Raw genomic sequence first — 23,680 nt, forward strand, 5'->3', positions numbered from 1 at the left:
GAACAAGAATTCATACTAGGTTCACAGTGATTTGTTACTATTATTAAGCAAAAAGGAAGGTGACGCAAATGAATCGAATACTTATTGTAGAAGATGATGAAAACTTATCATTACTTTATCAATCTGCTTTAAAAAATGAACGCTTCGAGGTATTTCGTGCGATGAATGGTGTAGATGCCTTAAATATCCTAGATAAGCAATTCATTGATCTGATCATCAGCGACATCATGATGCCGGATATGGACGGCTATGAGTTAGCCGAAAGTTTACGAGAAGCAGGCTATGATTTACCTATTTTATTTATCACAGCTAAGGACTCTTTCGAAGATAAAAAACGTGGCTTTACAATAGGTATAGATGATTATATGGTTAAGCCAATTGATGTAAACGAAATGATACTGCGGGTGGATGCTTTATTGCGTCGAGCACAAATTGTCCACACAAAAGAATTAGTAGTAGGAAAAACTCGGCTGGACCAAGAAACCTACCAGATCAAAACAAGCGACCAAACGGAAACCTTGCCGCAAAAAGAATTTTTATTACTATATAAATTACTGGCTTATCCTAACAAAATTTTTACCCGTCAGCAATTAATGGACGAGATATGGGGCTTGGACTCTGATACTGATGAGCGAACCATCGATGTTCATATCAAACGACTGCGTACTCGCTTGGAAAAAAATTCGGATTTTTCGATTGAAACAATTCGCGGATTAGGCTACAAGGCGGTCATTCACTCATGAGAAAAAAATTATTTCCACAATTATGGATGTACTTCGTTGCGATCACGTTTTTAATGATGGTCGTTGTATTAGCGGTTTTTGTCGGCCTGCTTTTTATAGTCAATCACTACCAGCTGCTGGCACCTGAAAAAGAAGGGCACCTTTTCCCTTTTTATTTCATTATTTTCTTAAGCCTAGTGATTGGTGCTACCCTTTCATTTTTTGTAGGAAAGCGAATCCTTTTACCAATCGGCAATCTAAGGCAAGCGATGAGCAAAGTCTCAAAAGGCGATTTCACTGTACAATTAGACGAACAACAGCAAATGGAAGACGTTGAAGAGCTTTACCATGATTTCAATGTTATGGTAAAAGAATTAAGTAGTATCGAAACATTACGAAATGACTTTGTTTCGACGGTCTCTCATGAATTTAAAACACCGATTGCTACAATCAAGGGTTATGTACAATTATTACAAAATGAGGAATTATCAAAAGAGGAACGGCAAATTTACTTAGAACGAATGCTGGATGGTACACATCAGCTAACACATCTTACCGATAATATTCTAAAACTAAGCAAACTGGAAAACCAAGGCATCGGACTGGATTTCCAATACTTTCGTTTAGATGAACAAATTCGTGAGGTCATTTTATTTCTACAACCAAAATGGGAGCAGCTAAACTTGTCGCTAGATTTGGATCTTCCTTGGACGGAGTATTATGGCAACGAGGAATTTCTTTATCAAGTCTGGCTGAATTTAATGGACAATGCAATTAAATACAGTCGTAAGAACAGCAACATCCGTGTTTATCTAAAAAATGATAACGCTGGGCAAACCATTATGATCAGCGACGAAGGTATCGGCATGACTGAAGATGTCGCCGATCGTATTTTCGACAAATTTTATCAAAGCGATACAAGTCGTAAAACGAAAGGCAACGGCTTAGGTCTAGCTTTAGCAAAGCAAATCATTGAACTACACCATGGAACGATCAAAGTCAACAGTTCACCAAATAAAGGCAGTAATTTTAAAATATTTTTGCCAAGCAACCTAAAAAATTCATAATTAATTGACGTAAAAAACGAATTAATTCATCATTAGTTAATATTTGTCTTGTAAGCTATGAGTAACTTAAAGAAAGGGTGACTCATATGGTGGAGAAAGAAAAGGTTACCAAGTCCGTGTACTTTGTCGAAGAAACCCAAAATATCGAGGGCGCATATGTTGAAGTCAACACACTTTTTGTCGCAGATAACCAAGAACAAGCAACTGAGTTCTACGAAAAATTAGTTAAAGAGCAGCCAAAAAAATCCTTTGGCTTATTATTAAATGAATATATCATTAATGCAGATGGCGGTTTTTTCCATAACCTTTTGCAGTCCTGGAAAAATCTACCAGCAGAATTCTATCGAAAAATGCAGGTCCTAACCTATCGACCTATAGCTGAGTACCAAAACTAACAATCAAACAGGAAAAAGAGACACTCTAAAAAAGATTCTTTCTCAAGTTTGAATATGACTGAAAAACTTAGTAATCTATTTGGCTCTTATTGAAGATAAGAACAAATACGTCACTAACTTTTCTCCATACTCAACGTTAAGAAAGAACCCTTACAAGAGTGTCTCATTTTTAAATCATGGACAATAAGAAGATAGCCGCTAATCCAGTAATCACTGAAATAGCCATCGAACGAGTCTTGTATGCTACCCCAGCGACTAAAAACATTGCGATGATCCGTACATTGCCGATCACTTCAAAATGATTTCCGCTGATAAATACATCTTTAAAAACTAAAGCTGCAAATAATGAGATTGGCACATATTTCATCCAATCACTGAACCATTGCGGCACCTGTCGTTGGGAAAAATACAACATCGGAAAAAGACGCGGTAAATAGGAGGCTCCAAATAAGCAAAGAATTAGCAATAGCAAAGAAGTATTACTCATGATGAACCTCCCCACCGGTCAGATCGTAATGATCCGGTCCATCATTTTTATTATGGGCAGTTTTCCAAAAACGTTCAACCAAATAGCCGGTTAATGAAGCCAATAAAGTCGCTAAAATCAACCCAAAGGTATTTTTGAAAAGGAGCATGAAAATAATTGCTAAGACGCCAGACAATAAACCAGTGGCTAATAATAGACCATTGCTTAATTGCATCATAAACATAAAAATGAACATGGCTGTCAAAGCAAAATGAACCAATTCAGTGTCGACATGGATCACAGAACCGAAAATGGTTCCTAAAACTGTACTCCCTGTCCAAGACGCCATCGAAAACCAATTAACATATAACGCTTTCTTACGGTTCCATTCAGGATCAGTAGAATATTTCAAATAGTTGACTGCGTAATTTTCATCATTCATTGATTGTGAAAAAAGCGCAATGAATGATCGTTTTTCTTTTTTAAAAAATTGCGACAAACTGGAACCAAGTAAAGCATAACGTAGCTCCAAGAAGAAAACCATTAGGATAGTAGACACAAATGATGCATGCACACTAATCATTGAGACGACTAAAAATTGTGCGCCTCCTGAAAAAACAAGCATCGATAGTAAGGCTGTTAAGAAGATGTTAAATCCCGCTTTTTGTAAAAGCATACCACATGCCAAACCAACCGGAATGTAACTAAAACAGAGCGGCATCGCCGCGTATAACGCCTCTAACCATGGTGTCCTTTTTTTTACAGGCATGGTAAGTTCTCAATTCCCTTCACGTTCACAGGATAAAAAGCATTTTCATTCTAACACATTCTTTCGAAAAAGAGAGCACCTTTTGAATATCTTCACTCGCTGTTCTTTTCCTTCTAATCATTCGTGAAATAAGCCAATAACATTAATTTATTTTTAAGATTCTATCTATTAAAGCCAATAATCCGAATTATATTTCCATCAAAAATAAAATCATTTGTTTTCGGCTGCTAAAAAGAGGAAACTTTTAAATGATTCTTATGAAAAATTCATGTACGTTTTCTGCTATATCAGCTTTTTACTAGAAAATTCAAGAGCTGATTGTGAATCGCATAAAATTTTATCTTAATCCGCTGAATAATTTAATATATGAAAATACCTATGATATTGATTATCATTTTTCTGAAAAAATATGGTAAGATAGTCAGCGAAAAGAGATGAGTAACAAATGACTACTAGTTTTCATGAGAATCGTTCGGTCGGATTGCTATTGACCTTCATTGGCGGAATGATGGATAGTTATACCTATATTCGTTACAGCGCCTTCGCTTCAGCCCAAACGGGGAATATAATTTTAGCAATCATTCAAGCCTACGATCGGCAGTGGAGCATGGTTGGAAAAAAAATGCTTTCCACCCTATTCTTTTTTATCGGAATTCTTTTAGCAAAATTTATGATTGATTATTTCAAAAAGAAGGAAATGCATTTCTGGCGATTATTTCTGCTTTATTTTGAAGCGGTTGTCTTTTTTATAATCAGCTTAGATTTTATACAACCACATCCTGCAATTATTACTATCATGATTGCCTTTACTGCGGCAATTCAATGGGTATCCTTTGATAAAATTAACGGGCTTGCTTATACAAATTTATTTACAACTGGTAATTTAAAAGGGGTCGCAACAAATCTTTACGATTATTTGGCTACCAAAAACTCCGAGGCTAAATCACGCTTTGTGCATTTTCTATTAGTGGTTTTGGCTTTCATCGCTGGTGCGATTGTCTCAGTTTTTTCTTATCGAATGATTGGTACCGATGCGGTCTTGATTATAGCTGGTTTATTCCTATATTTAGCCGTTTCTGAATCGTTCTTGGTATGGCGGTTCCAACGAAATACGAATGCTTTCCAAAAAAAATAACTCTTCAGCGACCTTGCTGAAGAGTTTCTTTGTCTTTAACGATTAATAAAAATGATAAACAGTACCATTCCTAAACATAGGCCCCCCATTACAGTACCTATGGCAATGAGACGCTTATCTAATTTTGTTTCAGGAACAATCCGCCGTAACCCTTGATAAATACAAATTCCTAAGAAACCACCGATAAAATTCATCAGAACATCCGTTACATCGGTCGCCCCCTATTCTTAAGACAAATTGCATTCCTTCAATGAATAGCGAGAATAAAAAGAGAAACGCCAACTTCTTCATGAACGGCAAGCCCTTTGCTGAAATTCCTAGAAGAACTCCTAACAAATCAATTATCGAACAAAGGCAATCTCAATATCTGCATTACTAGTCCTAACTTCTAACTCTTTTGAACCATTCTTTTGATTGCCTAAATTGTTTGAGGCATTACTTGTTTTTGACGTGATCGAAAAATCTTCTTTATTACCAATAATCGTTCCATTCACCTCTGAATTACTGGTTTCAAGAGAAAGCGATTCTTTCGGTTTCACATTCATTAGATTAATCTTCCCATTTGACGTTTGGAATTCTCCCTCATTAAAATTCAAATCTGAAAGATCCATTTTACCATTGCTCGTTTCAAAGGACCCATCATCAAATTTGAGCTGTGAAAGCTCCACTTTTCCATTGCTGGTTTCTGCATCCACACTATTGGCATCGACATCATTGATAATCATTTTGCTATTGCTAGTTTCCAAATTTAAATTATCCAACACTAAATTTTCTGTTGACAGCTTGCCATTAGACGTTTCAACCTGCAAATCCTTCAGCTTAGCTTTTGGCACTTCAATTGTTACTCTAGGGCTGCTGTTTCCGAAATTAAAGAAATCAAAATTAAAACCAATACTTCTTTTACGCTCCAAAGTTAAGGTATTATTCGTTTGTTTAATGTTGTATTTGATATCTCTGCTCTTTTTATAGTTGATTCGCGTTCGATTCCCAGACACACCCACAATATCGACCGGCATATTCCGATCATCTACAACCAATTCCCGAACGGGCTTTGTTGTAGTGAATGTCTCATTACTCATACGATTGTGAACAAACATACTGCTAATACACACTAAAGCCGCACCAATTAAAATCAACCCTAAAACTATCTTTTTCATATTTATACCCCTTACCTGTTTTCTTATCTTTATCATAAAGAAGTTTTCAACCGTTTACATGGGACAAAAGACTGATTCTTTCTCATCACTTGTTCCGATTAAATCCAGCTTTGATCTCAATGAAATCTTGAAATAGTCGAAAAAGTTGGAAAAGCATAGCTCGTTCTTCGAAAGACTGACGACTTTCTGGTAACTTTTTTTGTTGATATCGCTGATCTGTTTCAGCAATCTTCGTTAAAATCTCTGCACCATCGTTGTCCTCTGCTAAAGTCTGAGCAGTAAATTCAAACAGTTCTTGTAGTTCCTGCACATCTTCTGGTTCTGCATCTAGACGATTTAATATCTGCAACATGTCAGATAGGACTTTTAATTGTAAGCGGCGCATCGCAAAATACTCAAAATAGTAACTATTGCCAGAAAAGAACCGATTCTCTTCATATTCTTGAGCGCGAACTTGAGCTTCTCGAACAAAGTCGCGTAAGGATAAACATTCCTGCCGCAAAAGCTCTTCCTTAGCTGGTTGATTCAGATAGGCGGACATTTGTCCCAGCATTTTTTTCATGGAAACTTCGACGACTGCTTGATCTTCTTGAATTTTTTTCTCCGTATTTGGCATATAAAGATTGGCGGCCAGCGCACAGCCCACCCCAATGATCATCAGTAGGTATTCATTAATGATCAACGGTACAGGCATCTCACCTGCTGCTAAGTAATGTGTGATCAAAACAGAACTAACGGCAATTCCCTCTGCTAAATCAAACTGAATCGACAAGGGGATGAAGAATAATAGATACAAACCGAAGACAATTGGATGAAATCCCAAGAGTGAAAAACAGATAGCCGCAATACTCGTTGCTAATGTTAATGAAAAAAGTCTATTCAGTGCAGTCTTTGCTGTAGAGCGTTTAGTATTGGTGACAGTCAAGATCGTTATGATAGCAGCTGATGCAGCCGACTCTAAGCTTAAACCTCCAGCTAATAATAAAGCGATAGGTGCAGCCACCGCGGTCTTGATCGTACGTAATCCTATTTTCATGTATATCCTCCCTCCTTAAAAGCTTACACTAAAGTCACTTAGGAAAAAAGTCGCAACTTGACGAATTATCTTGTATAGTAGATACGTTGTGAAAGTCCAAATTAATTATAGAAGAAAAATTAGTTTATATATACAAAGAAGGAGTGAATAAAATGGAGAGTTGGCTTTTTTTAGGTGTCATTTTAATAATCGCCCTTATTGCGAAAAATCAAAGTTTAATGATCGCGACACTTGCGATACTAGTTTTAAAATTAATTCCCCATTCAGATAAATTTTTATCAATCTTAAACAAACAAGGAATCAACTGGGGTGTTACGCTAATATCAGCAACGATCCTGGTTCCTATCGCTACTGGTGATATTGTCTTAAAAGATTTATTGAACACCTTAAAATCACCGTTGGGCTGGGTTGCAACACTCTGTGGCGTTTTGGTTGCGGTCTTATCTTCAAAAGGGGTTGGATTGATTAATCAATCTCCTGAAGTTACCGTTGCTTTAGTGTTTGGTACGATTATGGGGGTTGTTTTTCTAAAAGGGATAGCCGCTGGCCCCGTAATTGCCGCAGGTATCACCTACTGCATCATGCAGGTCATTCAAGTCGTGACAAATCGTTAATTTCTTGAACCCCTAATTCTTTTCTAGCGGAAATAATTAGGGGTTGTTTGTATCTCATAAAAATCTTTTGTAAGATAGAAACAAATGATATCCATCATACTCTTCATAATAGTTGCTTTAATACCTACTAGGGGGTGTAATAATGCGAGAAAAATCCAAAGCTGCTCGTTTGCGTCAAATCGTGAAAATCGTTAACCACTACAGCGTCGTTAAAAATATTACTCAACAAAAGAATCCAGAGGAAGTTCGTAAGGCCTTCGAGGAATTAGGACCCACCTTCATCAAAGTGGGGCAAATGATGTCAGTCAGGACAGATATTTTTACCTTAGACTTCACTAAAGAGCTGCGAAAATTACAAGATGACGTGAAAACAGATGATTTTGACTCTGTTAAAGCCTTAGTTGAAAAAGAATTAGAGCTACCTTTAACAGAAATTTTCGAGAGCTTTGATGAACAGCCCTTTGCCTCTGCTTCAATTGCACAAGCGCATCATGCGCGGCTAAAAAACGGGCAAAAAGTTGTCGCTAAAGTTCAACATCCTGGGATTGCTTCCGAAATCGAGTTAGATCTATCTTTGTTTGAAAAAGCCATCCCAATCGCCAATTGGGTTCCAGAAAGCAAAGTCATTGATCTCAAAAATATTTTAAAAGAGATTCGTGTGTCTCTACAAAATGAATTAGATTTTCAAAAAGAACTAGAATTAGCGGAGGAATTTTATCGTTTAAACAATGATTGGAAAGAAATTCGAGTTCCTAAAATGGAACCAGCTTACTCTTCTAAAAAAGTCATCGTAATGGAGTTAATGCCTGGGACAAATTTAAAGGAACTAATCAATACGAAGGATGAAAAAATCGTCCAAGGCGAAACAACCTATAAGGAATTAAAAAAGACGATTAGTCAATTATTGATCGAGCATTTTATGAAAGAAGTTTTTGAGGATGGTTTCTTTCATGCTGATCCACACCCAGGTAATCTTCTATTGCAGCTGATGAGCGAGGAAGAAAATCGAAAGGATCAACAGTTGAAAACAAAGGAACGTCAAGGAAAAATTGGCAATATCCCTTATGAGATTACCATTTCTCGCAATGAACAGCTGCGACCCTTTCGTCTGAACGTGATCGACTTTGGAATGATGGGTACTATCAACCACGAGATGCAGGCCAAGATGAGTAATACGATCATTGCCATTTATAGTAAAGACAATCAACGAATTACGAATGCTGTTCACGCTATTTGCAAACAAGTCGGCAGCTTTGATGAGGAGAAATTTACTTATGAGCTAGATGATTTCTTAAATCGTTATTTGAACTTACCTGTCAAAGAAATCGACCTGCAGAAAGTATTTTCTCAAGTAGTGATTATCTGTCATGATAACAATCTACAGATCGATGATTCAGTCACCATGTTGATTAAAGCCTTCGGTACCCTAGAAGGAGTCATCGAGGATCTTAATCCAGATCTCTCTTTATTTGAAGTCGTTGCCCCCTTTGCACAAAAATATTTTCTTCAACAATTGAATCTGAAAGATGAATTGCAAGAAACTGGTTTAGATTACTTAACTTCTCTAAAAGCTTTGCCAAAAATACCTAACCGTACCTTAAATGTACTTGATACGTTTGCTAAAGGTAAGGGCAAGTTAAATTTAGAGCTTAAAAATCAGCATAATTTCTTAGAACGAGCAGAAGCAATGGTCAATCGTTTGGTAATTGGCTTAATTCTTTCCGCTTTGGTTATCGGCTCATCAATTTTGGTCCAGACATCTCCTGAAGGTGATACCTTGATCTCTGATCTTGGTGTCTTTGGCTATTCCGTAGCAGCTCTTTCGATTCTTTTCTTAGTCATTGAAAGTCTCTATCGTCGATACCGTAAATGGAAAGAACGATAACAAGTTTAATTATGTAAGAAGTGGGTTCCTAGCCCACTTCTTTTTTTCAAAAATAATGCTCTTTCATTTTTTTCCGATTCAATAAAAAAAATGAAAATTTCCAAAAAAAGTTATTATCTCCTTAATTATATTACTTTTATCCACATGTAAAGAGGAAATTTACTATGGCAATAGGCAGATTCTTTTACATAAAAGGGGTGTCATTTTACTATTTGAGTGTAAACAATTTAAAAATATTGAAGTAAGGAGGTGCGGTATGAACAAATTTCTCAAAACCATCTTGATTATTTTCTCACTGGTTTTACTTTCCATTTTTCTATCCGTTGTAGCAATCTATTACTTCATCGCTTCAAACCCATTGGACTTTAGCTCACTGCAGCAATTTGTGCTGACAAATCAATATGCTCAGCTCTATTTATTTTGGGTAGCAGCAGCTTTAGCGATCTTAACGGTAATCGGTATCTTCGTAATCATATTCTATCCAAAGAGAGTAACCAAATTCTCCTTGAAAGAAAATCGTGGCGAGTTAGCTCTGGATAAGCGAGCGATCGAAGGGTATGTTCGGACAAGTATCAAACAGGAAGACTTTATGAATAACCCTAAGGTCAATGTAGCGGCGACGAAAAATAGAATTAAAGTAAATGTTCATGGTCAGTTAAAGAAAACTTCTGGTTTAATTGGTCAAACAGATCAATGGACTAAAAACGTGGAAACAAAACTTCGAGAATTATTAGGTTCTGAAGAAAAAGTTTCAATTAAAGTAAAACTACAGGCAATTGAACCAACTTCATCAGAAGCAACGGTAACTCGGCCGCGAGTAGAATAGGAGGAACAGCGATGCAAGAATTTTTAACACGAGACAAACTGCCTATGATCTTTGGTATCCTCGGTTTTATCTTAGCTGTGCTATTCTTTACAATCGGCTTTTTTAAAACGATTTTATTGATTCTGATCACGATCATCGGCGTAGCTATCGGCATCTATTTAAAAAATAATCATATTTTAGATGACTATTTAAAAAAATAGTTACACACATCAGATTACCATGATCTTTTCTTTTGAAAAGAATCATCCATTAACACAATAGGAGGACAAAAGAATGGAAAACACAACAATCAAACCAACAGAACCAAAAAAAGATATTAAAGGTGAATTAACCTATGAAGACAAAGTCATCCAAAAAATTATCGGCATTGCTTTGGAAAATGTAAATGGCTTATTAACTGTAGATGGCGGATTTTTCTCGAATATCAAAGACAAATTAGTCAATAGTGATGATGTAACTTCTGGAATCAGCACAGAGGTTGGCAAACAACAAGTCGCTGTCGATATGGATGTTGTTGTTGAATATGGTAAAGACATCGAAAATATTTATGATCAAATGAAGAAATTGATCTCTGAGGAAGTCAATAAAATGACTCACTTAGATGTAATTGAAGTCAATGTGAACGTCGTAGATATTAAAACTCGCGCAGAATACGAAGAAGACAGCGAGACTGTTCAAGATAAAGTTACTAGTGCCGCTCAAACGACTGGAAGATTCGCCTCAAAACAAACAAATCGTGCAAAAAGTGCTTTGAGCAATCAAACAGACAAAATCAGCGACAATTTAGAATCAGAACCACGCGTTAAATAACTCTTCCCCATTGACTAGCTGAACCTTAGCTAGTCTTTTTGCAGTGCTTCTAGTTGGACTGGCAAAAATTATTCCTAAAAACATGACTTCCTTCGCGATGTTTAGTTGGATGGTAGGCGGAATGAGTATTGGTTCAATTTTTTCAGGTTTTGAAAAAATTGTTTCCTTATAACGAATTAGCCGCGAGTTGCCAGTTCTGCTTTTAGCAAGTTAGTGGAATCGTAGACAGGGTTAAAATCAATTGATAAAACAAACGGCCAAGACAATGTTAGTCTTGGCCGTTTGTTTATCGATTCTGATATCCTAAATAGTCCCCATAGGTCGCTGCAGCTTTAGTTCCTTTTACAATTGCCTGACGAACAGCTTCAACCGCTAAAATCGAGACTGCTTCAAAACTAGCATTAATTTGATTTGCACCTAAAACAAATAAGGTATCACCATCATAGGTTGTATGTGAAGGACGAATCGCCCGCGCAATCCCATTATGACTGATATCAGCTAATTTGTTCATCTTAGCTTTTGGGAAAGTCGCGTTAGTCATCACACAGCCAATCACTGTATTCCCATCAAACAAGGCTGCTTCATTTTGATAATACTCGAGGAACAACTCCTCCGAGAAGCCGATTCGCTGCTCACCTGGTTTACGAGCACCAGCGATTATCTTTCCAACTTCTTCGTCAAAAACATCTCCTACAGCATTGACAGCAATCACTGCGGTTACCCATAAATTTCCATGTGCAATCGTATGAAGTCCGATCCCGCCTTTCATAGCGTTTTTTGCACCATTGATCGTTCCGACACTGCAGCCTGTTCCAGCACCATAATTTCCCGCTTGAAATGGCTGATCGTTAAATGCTGCTTCACACGCTTGGCGTCCGGCTTGATAATTTGGTCGAACATCTGAACGACCGATTCGTAAATCAAATAAACTCGCACCAACAACATTGGGTACAAAGGTGATTCCCATATCTCGTCCGATTTTGTTTTCTTCTAAAAAATCCACAATTCCAGCATTCGCGGCTAAACCAAAAGCACTGCCGCCAGATAATGTCACGCCATGGACAAATTTTCGATTATTCTCAGATTTCAAAGCGTCTGTATCCCGTGTGTTCGGTAATCCCCCTCGTACAGAAACGCCACCTGTAACTCCATCTTCGCAAAGAATTACTGTGCAGCCCGTCATCGCTTCAGAATCGGTATATTGCCCAATATGAAAAAAATTTTGATATGCTTCCATCTTGTCCTCCAGAGATATTTTCTCTAATTCTAGCTATTCCCATAAAAGAAAACAACCGCCTGTTATAGACGGTTGATTACTTCATCGACATTTTTGATCGTCACAGAAATCGTACCGTCAGGATTGTTGATAAATTCGATTAACTCTGGATTACGATAAACATCCAATGGCACAATCAATTCAATTCCATTCGATAATTTTAATTTTTGTTTGCCATATTTTTTTTCAGTGATCTCACGGACTTCTCTCAACAATGGCGCTTGATCCACATAGCCTTTTTCAACGACTTCTTCTTGAAACGCAACTTGAGCTGAAACATTGTCTTTGAAAACCTTTTGCGCCACAACTTTAGCATCAATCTGTCCGCTTTCTTCTACAATGTCGTAAACAGCTTCCTTCACGTCAGCGATTACATCATGTTTTTGATTTTCAAACTTTTCCCCAATTTTTTCCGCGACCTTCTTAATCACTCGAACATTTTCTTCCAATGATGGTGCGGGACGACTTTCGATCACTTGCGTTGAAAAGTATAAACGCTTTTCTCCTGAAAATGGGTATTTTTTTTCGATCACTTCATAACTCAGATTGTTCAGATTAACTACAATGCCTTCATCGGCTTTTTGTGTCTTACCCGAAAGCAACGCACGATGAATGATCAATTCATTTTTCAAGCCAGTATCGTCTGAATCTACGATATGTGTATAACCTTCATGGTAATTCACTTTTAGAAAGGCCAAATATAGTTGAGTGTCTTCTTCGTATAACACGACAAAGGCATCCGCACTTGGTGCTTCCTCACTTTCTTTATAAGCTTCATACCAACGCGTCACAATTTTTTCACTAGCGGGTAAAAAATCATGTTCTGCTTGTTGGCTTAATAATGCAAATGTTGAGTCCTCTGCTAGCGTTCCTGTTTTGGTTTGGGCGGAAGATAACTTTTGAATTTTTTTTATCAAATACTCACGAACGTATTCTTTTGTTAAATCTAATTCACTCTGACTATAAATCGGATCCCCTGATTCGCGATCCACAATGTGAAGTGCAGCTTTTTTTAAATAAATATCCATAAGTTCCCTGCTTTCTAAAATTGTGACTTTTAATTCTTTCTATGAGCTAAAAAAGCCAGCTTTTTTTAACGTAACTGCGTAAAACAGTATTGCCAACCTGACTATCATACACAGGAAACAGGGAAAATGGCAACTATTGTTTTAATAAAAGTTCCCTAGTTGCTTATAGGTATCAAAAAAGCTGGAAAAATTCCAGCTTTTTTAATACCTATCTTGCTTTAATAATATTGATGATTTTTTTCTTGGATCTGCTGTTTAACCAAGTTCATAAATTCGAGCTTGGTCATTTGCTTGATTTTATCGCTGCCATGTTTACGAACTGCAAATGTTCCTTCTTTTATTTCCCTGTCGCCAATTACCAAGATGTAAGGAATTTTCCGTAATTCAGCCTCGCGGATTTTTTTGCCTAATTTTTCATTTCGCAAATCTTTCTCTACACGAATACCTGCGGCATGAAACTCTTGAAATAGTTCTTCTACACCAGACTCATGAGGCGGAGCTACATTGATAAGTGCGACTTGCTTCGGAGCTAACCAGAAGGGAAATGCTCCTGCATAATGCTCGATCAAGATACCTAAGAAACGATCCAATGAACCAAAAACCGCACGATGAATCATCACTGGCTGAGCCTCCTGATTATCTTCATCAACATAAGTCAGATCAAATTTTTCTGGCATTTGAAAGTCTAATTGCACGGTGGCACATTGATGGCTTCGATTTAAGGCATCTTTGATATGAATATCGATCTTCGGTCCATAAAATGCGCCATCGCCTTCATTGATATTGTATTTGTAGCCAAGATCAGTCAATACTTTTCCTAAGGATGCTTCTGCTTCATCCCATAACTCAATTTCACCCATAAAGTCATCTGGTCGCGTCGAAAGCTCGACACCATATTCAAAGCCAAAAATCTTGTAAACCTCATCAATAATTTTCAAGGCCAAGGCGATTTCTTGTTCGATTTGATTCCGTCGTACAAAAATATGAGCATCATCTTGACAGAAGGTCCGAACTCTCAATAATCCGTTCAAAGCACCACTGAATTCATGACGGTGGACTTGGCCAAACTCTGCCATCCGCATCGGTAAATCACGATATGATCGTTTGCGATCCTTGAAGATCAAGCAATGACCAGGACAATTCATTGGTTTCAAAGCATAATCTTCATCTGCAACCTTCGTGAAGTACATATTATTTTTATAATGATCCCAATGCCCTGAACGTTCCCACAATCGTTGATTCAAGATCAATGGTGTTTTAACTTCTTTATAATCATATTTTGCCTGCAATTCTCGTAAGAATCTCTGCAATTCATTCCGAATAGTCAAGCCATTTTCCAAGTAGAAAGGCATCCCAGGAGCTTCTTCAGAAAACATAAATAAATCAAGCTCTTTCCCTAATTTCTGATGACTGCGTTTTTCTGACTCTTCCAGATAATCTAAGTGAGCAAGGAGCTGTGACTTCTCAGCAAAAACAACTCCCATGACCCGTTGCAGCATTTCATTTTCCGGGTTTCCCTGCCAGTAAGCGCCAGAAACTTTTAATAATGAAAAATATTGCGCTGTCGCTAATTCAAGCGCCATCGGTTCAAGGAAAAATTCTGTTACATTACCGAAAGAATAAACAAAGACTTGCTGATCTGCCATTAACTCAGCCAGCGCAAATAGCTTCAACTCATTGTCTTTAAAGATTTCTCTTGCCTCGGACACGCTTACCGCCGCACTTTCAATCGTAGCCCCCATTTTAATTTGCTTTTTGATATGGTGCTCCAAATCTTTTAAGATCAATGCACTCAATGGCTGATTCACACGTAAATCGACCCAAACTGTTTGCTCATCACGCTGAGCCTTAGCAAAAAGAGCTTCCGGATAAAGCGTCTTGATCGCCTCTTCCAGCAGGAGGCTAACAAGCTGACAAATTGCCGTAGTTCCTTCAGGAGAAGAACAATCATAAAAAGCGATTTCAGCATTATCTTTCACTGGAGTTGCTAAATCAACCAACTCGCCATCAATACTACCAACGACTGCTTCTTCCATCAGCTGATTTTTTATCTCGAATAAGGTGGTATATTTTGTCACCTTTTGTTTGCTTCCATCTGGTAAAACAATTTCGATTTCTTTTGACATCCAACTCAACTCCGATCCGCTTTTTCATAATATTCTTTCCTGCGTACCTTTTCTAATTAATTTTAACAAAAGGCCTGAAGGGTTTTCAATAAAAAAACGTCCCTATAAAAAATAGGGACGTGAATAGACGTGTTACCACCCAAGTTCCCAAAAAGTGTAGACTTTCTGGCTTGTAAGATAGATAACGGGTATCACCCGGACCGTTTGCGGCCGCTCAAAGGGAGTAATCTGGTTTTATCGTTCAGAAGCTTCCAGCCATGGCTTCTTTCTCTGGTGAGACGAGAAACAAACTCAGATATTGTCCTTTTCATTGCATTGTATTATTGAGTAAAGCATAGCCCCACAAAAAATATTTGTCAACGCTTTTCTTCCAAGGTTATTCATTTGATTTCAGAGCATCAATCATATTGATATGCCGCAACCGAAAATGTGTCGCGACCATTACAATGACGGAAAAAAGAATAGTCAATCCGCCAGACGAAAGATATGCACCTAAGCGAATTACTAACGGAAATGTGATAGTCTCCATCGATGCTTGATCTAAAATAAATTTGGTCAAAATAATCCCTAGACCGTAACCAAACAAAATTCCTAAAATAGTAAAGACAAAATTCTCACGAAAAATGTATGAAGTGACTTCTCGGTCATAAAAGCCTAATACTTTGATTGTTGACAGTTCCCGTACTCGTTCTGAAACATTTATATTCGTCAAATTATACAACACAATGAACGCCAATAAGCCTGATAAAACGACAAAGATCCATACAATCCCATCAAGATTATCCATTGATTGTTCTTGAGCTTCTATTTGCGTAGAGATAAAAGAAGTATTTACCACTTGACCAGAACTCAACAGTTTTTGAGACAGTTCTTTTTCCTCTGATTTAGTCATTTTTTTACTTTTCAATAAATAACTATTCATTTTGAAATCTTTTCCCCGAGCCTGCTGATAGTAATCCTTTGATAAATACAAAAAGTTTCCTAGATAATTGTCAGCGATATTGGCGATTTTAACTTTAAAGGTTTGTTGATCCTCATCATGGACTGTTAAGCTGTCGCCTTTCTCTAGATTAAACAGTTCTGCCATCTTTTGTGTAATCACGGCACCATCATTTGGCAAATTAAATTTCTCACCTTGATTCTTCAAATGCAAGTAATTTATAAACTTTTGCTGATCTTTTGGCACCATCATGGTAAGTTTCTGATTGGCCTGTCCTTTTTGTTTTAATTCAACGGTTTGATTCATCATTGCCAATTCGCTAGTAAGCTTTTTATTCTGAGAAAAGATCATATTAACTTTTGCTTCATCAGGTTGATCTTTCAGAGTGACAATCGCATCATAATCAATGATCGGGCCAAATTGTTTATCACCGACTGAACTTAGTGAATCTTTCAAGCCGACTCCAGCAACCATCAACGCAGCACAGCCAGCAATTCCGATCACAGCCATGATCATCCGCGATTTATAGCGAAATAAATTGCGATAGCTAACCTTTGAGTTAAAACTCATACGCGACCATATCGGTGTGAGCCGTTCCAAGAAAATCCGTTTACCAGGTTTTGGAGCCTTCGGTTGAAGGAGGTCGGCCGGTTTTTCATGCAGCTCACGGAACAATACCAGTAGAGCAGCTCCCAAACTAGCAAATAGAAAAGCAATGGAGGCTTGGATGATGGGACGCGGCAAATAAAATGCAGTCACTCCTGAAAAATTATAGCGATCACTGGAAAGTACAAAAATTAATCGAGGCAATGTATGTGTCCCAATCACACTACCTAAAACAATTCCTATAGCCGCTGCTGATAAAGCATAAATAATATACTTGATCGAAATTTCAAAACGTGAATAGCCCAGTGCCTTTAAAGTACCAATCTCTCGTCGATTTTCCTCTACCATCCGAGTCATTGTTGTAAATGTGATTAATGCTGCAATGAAAAAGAAAAAAATAGGAAAGACATTAGCGATCGCTGCAATCCGCTCGGAAAGGTCTCCATATTCTTGAAAGCCTGGATTGTCTGCCCGTTGGTCAAAAGAATAACTAGGCGTTTTCAACTCGCTGATTTCTTTTTCACTATCGCTGATTTTTTGTTGAGCCTCGACTAGTTGTTCACGGTTTCTAGTAAGTTCTTTTTGCTGTGCATCTAGTTCTTCCTGAGCCTTTGCCAATTCTGGATTTCCAGTTGGTACCATGACGGCCTGTTGTTCTAACTGAGCCTTGGCTTGATCCAACTCCTTTTGTCCGGCATCCGCCTTCGCCAAATTATCAGTTACTTCAACTTTTCTTGGCAGTAAATCCTTTTCTGCTTCTGCTTTGATCTCTGCCGCGCGTTCTTGCGGTCGTTCTGCAAAAAGCTTTTCAACTTTGTCGATATTTTGATTCATCTTTTTCTCGTAAGCTTTACCATAGGTTTCTTTCCCATCGACATTTGAAAATCGGAGATAGATTACCGATTTTATCTCACTGGAAAAATTATTCTCTGGTAAATAAGCGAAGAAATCAACACTGCCGTTTCCGACGTTCGAAAGACCGCGTTCTTCTGTACTTATATACATTGGTGATTGTACAAATCCAACGATTTTAAAGTTTTTACGTTTCAACTGATCTGGCTGATCAATTTTATATGTTTGATTGAGACGATAGCCTTCCTCTTTGGCTTTTTCATCCAAGACAATCTCATTATCTTTTTTTGGCAAATGTCCCGATTTTACAATCAATTGATTCTGCTGATTGTCTTTGTCATAAGAATAAAGCTTCACTACTTGATTCTTATCACTATCAGCATAAAACAATTGATATCCACTTTCGACTTCAGCATTTGGGACTGTCTCTGCCAATTTTTCATCTTCTTTTGTCAAACCACCAGTTGAAATAATTTGCAGGTTCGATAACTCCTGCTTATCCACAAACTGACTAGCCGAATGATTTAAGATTGGGCCAGTTGCTTTGATCCCTACGTACAATAATGTGCCTAATAAAATAATTAAAACGATTGAAATGAAACGGCCTTTTGAGTAAATGATTTCTCGTAAACTCGCCTTTAGATATGTTTTATTTTTCATCTGTCTACTCCTGTTTTTTCGTCCATTTCATTCTAACACAAAACGTTTTCATGACTGGCACAAAAAATTTCAACTAAAATTAAGAAAGGCTTCGCGAACTCGCTCAGCTTTTGAGCAATAAGACCAAAATATTTCTAAATTGCTTCTCAAATTTAGAAATATTTTTGCTTATTGCCGATAAAGCTAGTTTGTGAAGCCGGACATGAATATTCCCGTTGTAAAGCAATTAACTCATGTGAAAATTTTATACTTTCTATATTGTCAAAAAAAGAACACTACAAAAGTTTCCACTCTTGCAGCGTTCTCTTAACAATCACTTCTATTAAATTTAGTTCTTAAATGAGTGAATCGGAGCTGGAATTCGTCCACCGCGAGCGATGAAATCATCAGAGCCAGCTGCATTAACAGCCATAACTGGTGCTCTACCCAGCAAACCGCCAAATTCAACCATATCACCAATTTTTTTATCTTTCGCTGGAATGATCCGAACAGCGGTAGTTTTATGATTGATCACACCTATTGCCGCTTCGTCTGCGATCATTGCCCCAATGGTACTAGCTGGTGTATCGCCAGGAATTGCGATCATATCTAAACCTACCGAACAAATCGCCGTCATAGCTTCTAGTTTTTCAATCGATAAAGAACCATTATTCACCGCATCAATCATCCCGGCATCTTCTGAAACAGGAATGAATGCACCAGATAATCCACCAACATGATTACATGCCATGACACCGCCTTTTTTCACTGCATCATTTAATAAAGCCAATGCTGCTGTCGTTCCATGAGTTCCGACTGTTTCTAAGCCCATTTCTTCCAGCACATGAGCCACTGAATCACCCACTGCTGGTGTCGGTGCTAATGATAAGTCCACGATTCCAAAAGGTACATTCAATCGTTCTGACGCAATCTTCCCGACCAGTTGTCCCATGCGTGTGATTTTGAAAGCTGTTTGCTTCACCGTTTCCGCGACAACATCAAAAGATTCACCTTTGACTTTTTCTAATGCACGCTTCACAACTCCTGGGCCGCTGACGCCAACATTGATCACACAATCTGCTTCACCTACGCCATGAAAGGCACCAGCCATGAACGGGTTGTCTTCCACTGCATTGGCAAAAATTACTAATTTCGCACAGCCGAGATCAGAAGCTGCTGCTGTCTCTTTAACAATTCTTCCTGTATGTGCAACAGCATCCATGTTAATTCCCGCTCTTGTTGAACCGATATTAACTGAAGCACAGACAAAATCTGTTTCTGCTAACGCTTGAGGAATTGAATCGATTAGAATTCTGTCTCCATGCTGATAGCCCTTTTCAACTAAGGCTGAGAAACCGCCTAAGAAGTTAACGCCCACGTCTTTCGCTGCTTTATCTAATATTTTAGCAAATTTTACATAGTCTGTATCGGGAGTCGCCGCTGCAATAATTCCAATCGGTGTAACAGAGATACGTTTGTTAATGATAGGAATACCATATTCAGCTTCAATCGACTCACCAACTTTAACCAAGTCTTTTGCTTTCGTAGTAATTTTGTTATAAATCTTTTCACAGGCGCGATCACTGTCGCTATTAATACAATCTAGCAATGATATCCCCATGGTAATCGTTCGAATATCTAAATTTTCTTCTTCGATCATTCGAATCGTTTCCATTATTTGATTGATTTCCACAAAGAGTCCTCCCTATAATTTATGCATCGTGTCAAAAATTTCTTGATTTTGAATACTAATCTTCACGCCTAAGTTTTTCCCTAGTTCATGAAGCTGTTCACGTGCTCCTTCAAAATCTGCTGTAGCATTGGTCAAGTCCACTAACATCATCATGGTAAAATAATCTCCCATAATTGTTTGAGAAACATCAAGAATATTAATTTTTAATTCCGCTAATTTTTGACTGGTACCGGCTACGATACCAACCTTGTCCTTTCCAATAACCGTTACTACGCCACGCATTTGCATAACTCCCTTCAGATAATTGTTTCTCATTATAGCACAGTGATGACAAAACGATGAGATTTTTATGAATTAAATCAAACCTTTTTATCAAAATGTTCGGATTTTGCGAGTTTCGCTTCGTATTTTTAGTGCGATTAGTAGAATCGTATGCGTCCAAAGATAGTTTGATTTTTTCTTTACGCTTTGTCAGTTCATCTTCTTGCTTCAACAGGTTAAGTAGAATCACATATCTTCTCTTCGAAAATAGTTTGATTTTTCTGTTGGCTGCTTGTGCATACCCACAAGCTCTCCAATATCGCTTTACTTCCTATTGTCTTTTCCCTGTGATATATTCAGTTTGACGAGTAAATTACTATAAAAAGAGGAGGTTTCTTAATGGAACTTTTTGAAACAATGCTCCAACACACATCAGTACGGTCCTTCACCCAGCAAAAACTAACTGACGAACTAAGAGAACAGTTAATCTTATCCGCCCAAAGTGCCAGCAGCTCTAACTTTTTACAAGCCTTCTCGATAATTGAAATTACCGAAGCTAAAAAAAGAAAAAAGATTGAACAAATCGCAAATTTTCCTGTTGATAATGGGGAAAAAGGCGCTCTTTACATTTTTGTTGCAGATTTAAATAAACACGCACAAGTCTTAGCTATGAACAACGACTCTATGGAACACTTGCGCACAATGGAGTCATTAGTGGTTTCAATCGTTGACGCAACCTTAGCTGCACAATCGATGGCAATTTATGCTGAATCGGTTAGTCTAGGAATTTGTTATGTCGGTGGTATTCGGAATAACTTATTTCAGATGAAGGATATTCTTGAACTCCCTGAGTTAACTTATCCAGTATTTGGTATGTTTGTCGGCTATCCAGTTAAAAAAAATGAGGTAAAACCAAGACTGCCACTCAATACTATACTTGGAACCAATACCTACCAATCATTAACAGCCGAGATGATCAATGCTTATGATGAAAAAACTGCTGACTATTATCAAGCTCGAAGCACGAATGTTCAGAGCACTAACTGGTCAGAAAAAGTTCGACAACATTTTGAGTATCCAAGACGTCAAAATACTGTTGAATTTCTAAAAAAACAAGGCTTCGTTTTTTAAACGAAACCTTGCTTTTTTCATGCTGGAATGATAGCAATCGCACGAACATTAAACCCTGGAGCATCTTTGACTTTTGGTACACCAATCGAGATAGCGCCGCCAACTGGTGGAAGCTCCGTCAACCGATTTAAGACCTCCACTTGAAATTTGTCCTGCTGTAGCCAGTACAGCTCTCCAATTAGTCCCCCATTTCGGGTACAATTCACTGCTGAATCAGTATCCAGTGTCTCATGACCTATCGCTGTAACTTGTCGTTCTTCATGTAAGAATTTTAAGGCCTCCAAGGACCAACCTGGCGTGTGGGCCTGCCCTTCTTGATCGACATTATAGAATGCCTCCAAATCCTCCCAGCGTTTAGACCAGCCACTGGCAAATGCGACAAAGCTTTCTGCTGGAATGTTTCCATGCTCTTCTTCAAAAGTAAGAATATCTTCCACCGTCAGAGAATAATCAGGATTTTCTGCAACTTCTTTTTCTTTGTTGATAACTATTAAAGGCAATAAAAAATCTTTGATTGGTAACTGATCCACCGCCACACGATCTTCTACGAAATGCACTGGAGCATCAATATGAGTTCCATATTGTGTCACTAATTGATACTCTTTAGCAAAAAATCCATCATTTTTGACTGTAACTAGTGTTTTTTCCTGCATTGGCTGAAATGATTGAAAATAAGGAATACCACCATATATGCTATGACTTAAATCCACCCATTTTTGTTGTTTTAAAAAGTGTACACTATTCACAATTTCATTCATATTACTCCTCCTTAAATCGCTTTCATTTTTATCTTAACGATACCGATAAATAAATTCGCTGTCAAATTACTATTTATCTTCAATTACTGAACCTACGATTTTAAAAACGTTATAGAAAAAAAGCTGCACCAAGTTTAGGTACAGCTTCTTAACTATTCATTGACTAAGACAATTTTTCCTTTAGCATGGTGAGTCTCGCTTAATTCATGTGCTTTTTTCACACCCTCTGCCGTTAGAGGATAAGTATGTCCAACGACACTTTTCACTTTTCCTTCAGTCATTAAATCTGCTATCTCTTGTAATTGCTTGCCATCCGGTTGAAGCCAGATGCTTTCTGCTACAGCAACGTTTTTAGCTAACTCTTCATCTGGTTGACTGACGATTGAGATTAAACGGCCATTTTCATTCAATACTTTAAAGCTGTCTCTTTGAACATCGCCGCCCATTGTATCAAAAACTAGATCAATATCTTCTAAAACCTCTGAAAAATCAGTCGTATGATAATCGATTACTTGATCGGCTCCTAGTTCTTTTAATAGTGCGTGATTTTTTTTGCTTGCTGTAGTGATTACTGTTGCACCAATATTCTTCGCTAATTGAACAGCGTAAATGCCTACTCCACCCGCACCTGCGTGAATCAAGACCTTTTCACCTGCTTTTAGTTTTCCGTGAGTGAACAATGCTTGATAAGCTGTTAATCCTGCTAAAGGCACTGCGGCAGCATCTTCAAAAGAAGCCCCTTCAGGTTTGCGTGCTAACAAATGATCATCCACAATTGTGTAGTCCGCATATGTACCAAAACGAGTGGTCTCTGGACGAGAAAAAATTTCTTGACCAACTTGCCAATCTTTTACTGCTGAACCAATCTCTACAATTTCGCCAGCGACATCCCATCCTAAAATGATTGGAAAATCCCAAGGCATCATTTGTGCTAAATAACCTTCTCGTAATTTCCAATCGATTGGGTTAACTGACGTAGCCTTTATTTTAACCAAAACTTGGTGTTCACCTAGCTCAGGTAATGCTACGTTACTTTCTTTTAATTGATCTGCATGACCGTATTCTTCTATTACAATTGCACGTGTTTCCATTCATACATCCCTCCATATCCTTCCATTATAAAAGTCCTGTTAGAAATTCGGAAACGATTTGCTTTAATCAAATAAATGAGATTCTAAAAGATAATTCGTTTGATACTTTTGCGCTAACTTTTTCAAATAAGACAATGCGTCATTGTTAGTTTCTGTCATCTGATTTAGCAATGTAAAAAAGTGTTGTTTTTCTTCTATCGTAGCTACTTTTTTGAAATACCCCCAAACATGTTCGTAAGCATTTCTTTGAGCATTTAAATTAATAGGCAACTTTTTCACCTCAGCCAAATGCTGATAAAATTGCTCAGTTTTCTTCTCTGACCACTGATTGCCGGAAAAAAGCTGTCGCAATACTAAATACTCCTTTTGCGACCGTGCCATGACAAAATACTTTCAT

At 37.7% G+C, this 23,680-nt stretch carries 24 protein-coding genes; 10 read left to right on the plus strand and 14 right to left on the minus strand.

Going from position 1 to position 23,680, the window contains the following annotated elements; translation table 11 throughout:
* The first annotated feature begins 68 nt into the window (after nt 1-68).
* The 3 genes from OMU_RS16110 to OMU_RS16120 all read left to right on the plus strand — a co-directional run bounded on the left by OMU_RS16110 (nt 69) and on the right by OMU_RS16120 (nt 2,184).
* Nucleotides 69-743: a response regulator transcription factor gene (locus OMU_RS16110; protein ID WP_016180924.1), complete on the plus strand. Its 675-nt coding sequence runs from the start codon at nt 69-71 to the stop codon at nt 741-743.
* The gene (locus OMU_RS16115; protein ID WP_016180925.1) at nt 740-1,789 is read left to right on the plus strand and encodes a sensor histidine kinase; all 1,050 of its coding nucleotides are present in this window, start codon (nt 740-742) and stop codon (nt 1,787-1,789) included. Before OMU_RS16110 ends, OMU_RS16115 begins: the two co-directional genes overlap by 4 nt.
* 86 nt (nt 1,790-1,875) lie before the next feature.
* Complete coding sequence (locus OMU_RS16120) at nt 1,876-2,184, plus strand: hypothetical protein (RefSeq protein ID WP_016180926.1); 309 nt, start codon at nt 1,876-1,878, stop codon at nt 2,182-2,184.
* 169 nt (nt 2,185-2,353) lie between these two features.
* Here OMU_RS16120 and OMU_RS16125 read toward each other — a convergent pair whose 3' ends face one another.
* Both OMU_RS16125 and OMU_RS16130 read right to left on the minus strand, forming a co-directional pair.
* Nucleotides 2,354-2,671 carry an AzlD domain-containing protein gene (locus OMU_RS16125; RefSeq protein WP_016180927.1) on the minus strand — a complete coding sequence of 106 codons (318 nt, stop codon included), beginning with the start codon at nt 2,669-2,671 and terminating at the stop codon, nt 2,354-2,356.
* Entirely contained in the window at nt 2,664-3,419 is a 756-nt protein-coding gene (locus OMU_RS16130; RefSeq protein WP_016180928.1) for an AzlC family ABC transporter permease, read from the minus strand. The genes OMU_RS16125 and OMU_RS16130 overlap by 8 nt, the downstream gene beginning before the upstream one ends.
* Nucleotides 3,420-3,864: 445 nt before the next feature.
* Here OMU_RS16130 and OMU_RS16135 point away from each other — a divergent pair, with 445 nt between their 5' ends.
* A complete protein-coding gene (locus OMU_RS16135) occupies nt 3,865-4,554 on the plus strand; it encodes a YoaK family protein (protein ID WP_016180929.1) in 690 nt (229 codons plus the stop codon).
* Nucleotides 4,555-4,589: 35 nt separating this feature from the next.
* Here OMU_RS16135 and OMU_RS23465 read toward each other — a convergent pair whose 3' ends face one another.
* The 3 genes from OMU_RS23465 to OMU_RS16145 all read right to left on the minus strand — a co-directional run bounded on the left by OMU_RS23465 (nt 4,590) and on the right by OMU_RS16145 (nt 6,747).
* A complete protein-coding gene (locus OMU_RS23465) occupies nt 4,590-4,748 on the minus strand; it encodes a hypothetical protein (RefSeq protein WP_016180930.1) in 159 nt (52 codons plus the stop codon).
* A gap of 147 nt (nt 4,749-4,895) precedes the next feature.
* Nucleotides 4,896-5,711, minus strand: a complete 816-nt coding sequence (locus OMU_RS16140; RefSeq protein ID WP_016180931.1) for a DUF4097 family beta strand repeat-containing protein — start codon at nt 5,709-5,711, stop codon at nt 4,896-4,898.
* An 85-nt stretch (nt 5,712-5,796) separates the two neighbouring features.
* Entirely contained in the window at nt 5,797-6,747 is a 951-nt protein-coding gene (locus tag OMU_RS16145; protein WP_016180932.1) for an aromatic acid exporter family protein, read from the minus strand.
* Nucleotides 6,748-6,899: 152 nt separating this feature from the next.
* On the opposite strand from OMU_RS16145, the gene OMU_RS16150 reads away from it, so the two are divergent.
* The 5 genes from OMU_RS16150 (at nt 6,900) to OMU_RS16170 (ending at nt 10,882) form a co-directional block, all read left to right on the plus strand.
* Complete coding sequence (locus tag OMU_RS16150) at nt 6,900-7,361, plus strand: DUF441 domain-containing protein (protein ID WP_016180933.1); 462 nt, start codon at nt 6,900-6,902, stop codon at nt 7,359-7,361.
* 142 nt (nt 7,362-7,503) lie between these two features.
* Nucleotides 7,504-9,246 (plus strand): ABC1 kinase family protein, encoded by a 1,743-nt coding sequence (locus tag OMU_RS16155; RefSeq protein WP_016180934.1) that lies wholly within the window; start codon nt 7,504-7,506, stop codon nt 9,244-9,246.
* Nucleotides 9,247-9,502: 256 nt separating this feature from the next.
* Nucleotides 9,503-10,072: an alkaline shock response membrane anchor protein AmaP gene (gene amaP, locus OMU_RS16160; protein WP_016180935.1), complete on the plus strand. Its 570-nt coding sequence runs from the start codon at nt 9,503-9,505 to the stop codon at nt 10,070-10,072.
* A gap of 11 nt (nt 10,073-10,083) precedes the next feature.
* Nucleotides 10,084-10,272 carry a DUF2273 domain-containing protein gene (locus OMU_RS16165; protein ID WP_016180936.1) on the plus strand — a complete coding sequence of 63 codons (189 nt, stop codon included), beginning with the start codon at nt 10,084-10,086 and terminating at the stop codon, nt 10,270-10,272.
* A gap of 73 nt (nt 10,273-10,345) precedes the next feature.
* On the plus strand, nt 10,346-10,882 hold the full coding sequence (locus OMU_RS16170; RefSeq protein WP_016180937.1) for an Asp23/Gls24 family envelope stress response protein: 537 nt from the start codon (nt 10,346-10,348) through the stop codon (nt 10,880-10,882).
* Between the two features lie 286 nt (nt 10,883-11,168).
* Here the strand turns inward: OMU_RS16170 and OMU_RS16175 are convergent, their stop codons facing one another.
* The 6 genes from OMU_RS16175 to OMU_RS16200 all read right to left on the minus strand — a co-directional run bounded on the left by OMU_RS16175 (nt 11,169) and on the right by OMU_RS16200 (nt 20,324).
* A complete protein-coding gene (locus OMU_RS16175; protein WP_016180938.1) occupies nt 11,169-12,119 on the minus strand; it encodes a P1 family peptidase in 951 nt (316 codons plus the stop codon).
* 62 nt (nt 12,120-12,181) lie between these two features.
* Nucleotides 12,182-13,186 carry a nucleoid-associated protein gene (locus tag OMU_RS16180; RefSeq protein ID WP_016180939.1) on the minus strand — a complete coding sequence of 335 codons (1,005 nt, stop codon included), beginning with the start codon at nt 13,184-13,186 and terminating at the stop codon, nt 12,182-12,184.
* A 218-nt stretch (nt 13,187-13,404) separates the two neighbouring features.
* Entirely contained in the window at nt 13,405-15,312 is a 1,908-nt protein-coding gene (thrS, locus tag OMU_RS16185; protein ID WP_016180940.1) for a threonine--tRNA ligase, read from the minus strand.
* Nucleotides 15,313-15,688: 376 nt separating this feature from the next.
* Nucleotides 15,689-18,370: an ABC transporter permease gene (locus OMU_RS16190; protein ID WP_016180941.1), complete on the minus strand. Its 2,682-nt coding sequence runs from the start codon at nt 18,368-18,370 to the stop codon at nt 15,689-15,691.
* A gap of 328 nt (nt 18,371-18,698) precedes the next feature.
* Nucleotides 18,699-20,042: a PFL family protein gene (locus OMU_RS16195; protein WP_016180942.1), complete on the minus strand. Its 1,344-nt coding sequence runs from the start codon at nt 20,040-20,042 to the stop codon at nt 18,699-18,701.
* Between the two features lie 12 nt (nt 20,043-20,054).
* Nucleotides 20,055-20,324 carry an ACT domain-containing protein gene (locus OMU_RS16200; protein ID WP_016180943.1) on the minus strand — a complete coding sequence of 90 codons (270 nt, stop codon included), beginning with the start codon at nt 20,322-20,324 and terminating at the stop codon, nt 20,055-20,057.
* A gap of 378 nt (nt 20,325-20,702) precedes the next feature.
* Here OMU_RS16200 and OMU_RS16205 point away from each other — a divergent pair, with 378 nt between their 5' ends.
* The gene (locus OMU_RS16205) at nt 20,703-21,434 is read left to right on the plus strand and encodes an NADPH-dependent oxidoreductase (protein WP_016180944.1); all 732 of its coding nucleotides are present in this window, start codon (nt 20,703-20,705) and stop codon (nt 21,432-21,434) included.
* A 17-nt stretch (nt 21,435-21,451) separates the two neighbouring features.
* Here the strand turns inward: OMU_RS16205 and OMU_RS16210 are convergent, their stop codons facing one another.
* The 3 genes from OMU_RS16210 to OMU_RS16220 all read right to left on the minus strand — a co-directional run bounded on the left by OMU_RS16210 (nt 21,452) and on the right by OMU_RS16220 (nt 23,664).
* Nucleotides 21,452-22,192 (minus strand): cyclase family protein, encoded by a 741-nt coding sequence (locus OMU_RS16210; RefSeq protein WP_016180945.1) that lies wholly within the window; start codon nt 22,190-22,192, stop codon nt 21,452-21,454.
* A gap of 152 nt (nt 22,193-22,344) precedes the next feature.
* The gene (locus OMU_RS16215; protein ID WP_016180946.1) at nt 22,345-23,283 is read right to left on the minus strand and encodes an NADP-dependent oxidoreductase; all 939 of its coding nucleotides are present in this window, start codon (nt 23,281-23,283) and stop codon (nt 22,345-22,347) included.
* Between the two features lie 63 nt (nt 23,284-23,346).
* A complete protein-coding gene (locus tag OMU_RS16220) occupies nt 23,347-23,664 on the minus strand; it encodes a DUF1722 domain-containing protein (protein WP_071879929.1) in 318 nt (105 codons plus the stop codon).
* Nucleotides 23,665-23,680 lie beyond the last annotated feature (16 nt).

The sequence above is a fragment of the Enterococcus avium ATCC 14025 genome (genome assembly GCF_000406965.1).
GTDB classification, from domain to species: Bacteria; Bacillota; Bacilli; order Lactobacillales; family Enterococcaceae; genus Enterococcus_A; species Enterococcus_A avium.

What these genes read in the sequence shown, in the direction of transcription:
- OMU_RS16110 (WP_016180924.1), top strand. Translation starts at nt 69, where the DNA reads ATGAATCGAATACTTATTGTAGAAGATGATGAAAACTTATCATTACTT.
- OMU_RS16115 (WP_016180925.1), top strand. Translation starts at nt 740, where the DNA reads ATGAGAAAAAAATTATTTCCACAATTATGGATGTACTTCGTTGCGATC.
- OMU_RS16120 (WP_016180926.1), top strand. Translation starts at nt 1,876, where the DNA reads ATGGTGGAGAAAGAAAAGGTTACCAAGTCCGTGTACTTTGTCGAAGAA.
- OMU_RS16125 (WP_016180927.1), bottom strand. Translation starts at nt 2,671, where the DNA reads ATGAGTAATACTTCTTTGCTATTGCTAATTCTTTGCTTATTTGGAGCC.
- OMU_RS16130 (WP_016180928.1), bottom strand. Translation starts at nt 3,419, where the DNA reads ATGCCTGTAAAAAAAAGGACACCATGGTTAGAGGCGTTATACGCGGCG.
- OMU_RS16135 (WP_016180929.1), top strand. Translation starts at nt 3,865, where the DNA reads ATGACTACTAGTTTTCATGAGAATCGTTCGGTCGGATTGCTATTGACC.
- OMU_RS23465 (WP_016180930.1), bottom strand. Translation starts at nt 4,748, where the DNA reads ATGAATTTTATCGGTGGTTTCTTAGGAATTTGTATTTATCAAGGGTTA.
- OMU_RS16140 (WP_016180931.1), bottom strand. Translation starts at nt 5,711, where the DNA reads ATGAAAAAGATAGTTTTAGGGTTGATTTTAATTGGTGCGGCTTTAGTG.
- OMU_RS16145 (WP_016180932.1), bottom strand. Translation starts at nt 6,747, where the DNA reads ATGAAAATAGGATTACGTACGATCAAGACCGCGGTGGCTGCACCTATC.
- OMU_RS16150 (WP_016180933.1), top strand. Translation starts at nt 6,900, where the DNA reads ATGGAGAGTTGGCTTTTTTTAGGTGTCATTTTAATAATCGCCCTTATT.
- OMU_RS16155 (WP_016180934.1), top strand. Translation starts at nt 7,504, where the DNA reads ATGCGAGAAAAATCCAAAGCTGCTCGTTTGCGTCAAATCGTGAAAATC.
- amaP (WP_016180935.1), top strand. Translation starts at nt 9,503, where the DNA reads ATGAACAAATTTCTCAAAACCATCTTGATTATTTTCTCACTGGTTTTA.
- OMU_RS16165 (WP_016180936.1), top strand. Translation starts at nt 10,084, where the DNA reads ATGCAAGAATTTTTAACACGAGACAAACTGCCTATGATCTTTGGTATC.
- OMU_RS16170 (WP_016180937.1), top strand. Translation starts at nt 10,346, where the DNA reads ATGGAAAACACAACAATCAAACCAACAGAACCAAAAAAAGATATTAAA.
- OMU_RS16175 (WP_016180938.1), bottom strand. Translation starts at nt 12,119, where the DNA reads ATGGAAGCATATCAAAATTTTTTTCATATTGGGCAATATACCGATTCT.
- OMU_RS16180 (WP_016180939.1), bottom strand. Translation starts at nt 13,186, where the DNA reads ATGGATATTTATTTAAAAAAAGCTGCACTTCACATTGTGGATCGCGAA.
- thrS (WP_016180940.1), bottom strand. Translation starts at nt 15,312, where the DNA reads ATGTCAAAAGAAATCGAAATTGTTTTACCAGATGGAAGCAAACAAAAG.
- OMU_RS16190 (WP_016180941.1), bottom strand. Translation starts at nt 18,370, where the DNA reads ATGAAAAATAAAACATATCTAAAGGCGAGTTTACGAGAAATCATTTAC.
- OMU_RS16200 (WP_016180943.1), bottom strand. Translation starts at nt 20,324, where the DNA reads ATGCGTGGCGTAGTAACGGTTATTGGAAAGGACAAGGTTGGTATCGTA.
- OMU_RS16205 (WP_016180944.1), top strand. Translation starts at nt 20,703, where the DNA reads ATGGAACTTTTTGAAACAATGCTCCAACACACATCAGTACGGTCCTTC.
- OMU_RS16210 (WP_016180945.1), bottom strand. Translation starts at nt 22,192, where the DNA reads ATGAATGAAATTGTGAATAGTGTACACTTTTTAAAACAACAAAAATGG.
- OMU_RS16215 (WP_016180946.1), bottom strand. Translation starts at nt 23,283, where the DNA reads ATGGAAACACGTGCAATTGTAATAGAAGAATACGGTCATGCAGATCAA.
- OMU_RS16220 (WP_071879929.1), bottom strand. Translation starts at nt 23,664, where the DNA reads ATGGCACGGTCGCAAAAGGAGTATTTAGTATTGCGACAGCTTTTTTCC.